3 protein-coding genes are annotated in these 2,499 nt (G+C 61.7%); all 3 read left to right on the top strand.

Annotation, left to right across the window (positions count from 1 at the left end; all coding sequences use genetic code 11):
* Positions 1–180, top strand: a 180-nt coding sequence (locus FS320_RS47370) for a hypothetical protein (RefSeq protein WP_210252250.1), incomplete at its 5' end; no start/stop codon positions are given.
* Between the two features lie 82 nt (positions 181–262).
* Positions 263–1,324: a LacI family DNA-binding transcriptional regulator gene (locus tag FS320_RS41670; protein WP_152718424.1), complete on the top strand. Its 1,062-nt coding sequence runs from the start codon at positions 263–265 to the stop codon at positions 1,322–1,324.
* A 193-nt stretch (positions 1,325–1,517) separates the two neighbouring features.
* On the top strand, positions 1,518–2,499 hold a 982-nt coding region (locus FS320_RS41665), incomplete at its 3' end, for an IS481 family transposase (RefSeq protein WP_152718423.1).

Below are 2,499 nucleotides of genomic sequence, written 5' to 3'. Positions count from 1 at the left end.
CGGGGCCAGGACCTCAGAGATCGCGTCGATTATGCTGAGCGAAATTTCCGCCGTGCACATGGTTTTGATCGGTGGTTCAGGCCGAGTGTTCCGAGGTCCGACGTCATCGACCCGATCCCGCAGCATGGTCTTCCTTCTGTTTCGTGGGCGCTCTTGAGCACCCTCATTGACGAGGTTTGAAATCGCTACCAATATGAAAGAAATCTTGCAACGAAATTTGACAATTTTCTTTCAAGAACTTTCATCACTCCACTGGGAAAGAATGAAAGAATCTGTCAAGGAGGGTCAGGTGAGCCGCCCTACTATCGCCGATGTGGCCAAGGTTGCCAATGTCAGCGTGTCAACGGTCGATCGTGTCCTGAGCGGCCGCCATCGCGTGCGGGAGGCAACCTCCCAACAGGTGCTACGCGCCGCGGAGGCCATCGGCTTTTATGGCACCGGGATGATCCGTCACCGCCTCGGACAGGATCGGCCTGCCCGCTCCCTCGGCTTCCTCCTCCAGCAGCCGCAACGCTCGTTTTACAAAATGCTCGGGCAGGACCTGAAGGAGGCGACGGATGCCTCGACGACCATCAGGGGCCGGGCGGTGGTGAGGTTCCGGGACGACTTGACGCCGGAAGTCGCCGCGGAACGCCTCCTCCAGCTTGGGCGGGAATGCGATGCCGTGGCGGTCGTCGCCGCAGATCACCCCAAGGTGACGCAGGCGATCGACACTCTGCACGGGAAAGGCGTGCCTGTGTTCGCGCTCATTTCCGACCTCCCGGCGGCGAACCGTGCTGGCTACGTAGGGCTGGACAACTGGAAGGTCGGCGGCACCGCGGCTTGGTTCATCTCCAATATGTGCAGGACGCCGGGAAAGATCGGCGTCTATGTGGGGAGCCATCGCTTCCTGAGCCAAGATGTCAGCGAAATGCGCTTCCGTTCGTACTTCCACGAACATGCGCCGGAGTTTCAGTTGCTCGATTCCGTGGCAACCCTCGAGGACCCGCGCTACGCTTATGAAATCACCCTGGAGTTGTTGCGGCGGACACCGGATCTGGTTGGCATTTACGTCGCCGGTGGCGGCATCATTGGCGTCATCCGAGCCTTGCGTGAGGACCCGAGTGCCTTATCCCGAAACCTCGTGGTTATCGGACGGGAACTGATAACTGAGACCATTGCCGGGCTCGTCGATGGTGTGATCAATGTTGTCCTGTCGCATCCGAGGCGTTTGTTGGCCGACACGCTGGTCGAGGCGATGGCGCAATCAACGATCAGCAACCAAGGTGGCAGTATCGTGCAACGTGTCATTCCCTTCGAGATCTACACGGCCGAAAATGTTTGAGCCGGGGCTGCCAAGGCGGCCTGAACATAGCACGGCGTCGGACATTGGCTGGCGGGCGGAGGGCGCATAAATGAGCGAACCCTAGTTGTTTGGTAGCGGAACGTTGTTGGGATCAGGTGCGTTACGCCATTGAGGAGTATACTTGGCGCTTTGACGGCCTGCGACGCCGAGCTTCTCACCGCAGGAGGACGTGATGCACTCCCTTCATCCGCAAGCCCGCACCACCCCCGCCGTCCGCCAAGAGATCGCCCGCTCGAGAGAGCCCACCGGCGTGCTGGCCCAGCGCTTCAGCGTGAGCACCGAGACCATCCGCAAGTGGCGCAAGCGCGGCGCACAGGACTGCCAGGACCATAGCAGCCGGCCGCACAAGCTGCCCTGGAAGGCCACCGAGGAAGAGCGCGCCATCGTCTGTGCCCTGCGCCAGGCCACCGGCTTCCCGCTCGATGACCTCACGTTTGTGGTCAGCCATTTCCTGCCGCATCTCAACCGCGATGCCGTCTACCGCATCCTCAAGGCGGAAGGCTTGGGACGATTGCCCCCGGCGCAGCAGCGCCAGCGCCGGAGCGGCACGTTCAAGGATTACGATCTTGGCTTCATCCACATGGACATCAAGCACCTGCCCAAGCTGCAGACCGCCAACGGGGAGCGCCGCAAGCGCTATTTGTATGTGGCCATCGACCGCTGCTCACGGTGGGTGCATCTGGCCGTCAAGGACGATGAGCTGGCCACCAGCGCGGTCGCCTTCCTGAAAGAGGCGGTCCGCGCGTTTCCCTTCAAGATCACGCACGTGCTCACCGACAGAGGATCCTGCTTTACCGCCGATGGCTTTGAAGAGGCCTGCCGCCAGCTGAAGCTGGAGCACCGCAGGACCAAGCCGTATACACCGCAGACCAATGGTCTCGTGGAGCGCTTCAACGGGCGGGTGCAGCGCGAGGTGCTCGGCATCACGATCTATAGCCATCGGGATCTCGAGACGCTGCTCAAGGGCTTCAATCAGGCTTACAACAGGAGACGTCAGCGCGTGCTGAAGGGGCGAGCACCGGATGAGGTGGTGCGCAGCCGCCTGGCCGCCGAGCCGAAGCTGGCCAACCGCCGCTACAAGCCGCCCGATTCAGACGCGTTGCCGCCCGCCCTCCAGGTCATCGCTGCCGCCAAGGAGGTCTCGCATCCAGACA

Origin of the sequence: Microvirga tunisiensis (assembly GCF_009296175.1) — a bacterium.
Taxonomy (GTDB): Bacteria; Pseudomonadota; Alphaproteobacteria; order Rhizobiales; family Beijerinckiaceae; genus Microvirga; species Microvirga tunisiensis.
Note: the sequence above shows the minus strand (reverse complement) of the source record. Positions and strands in the feature narration are given on the sequence as shown.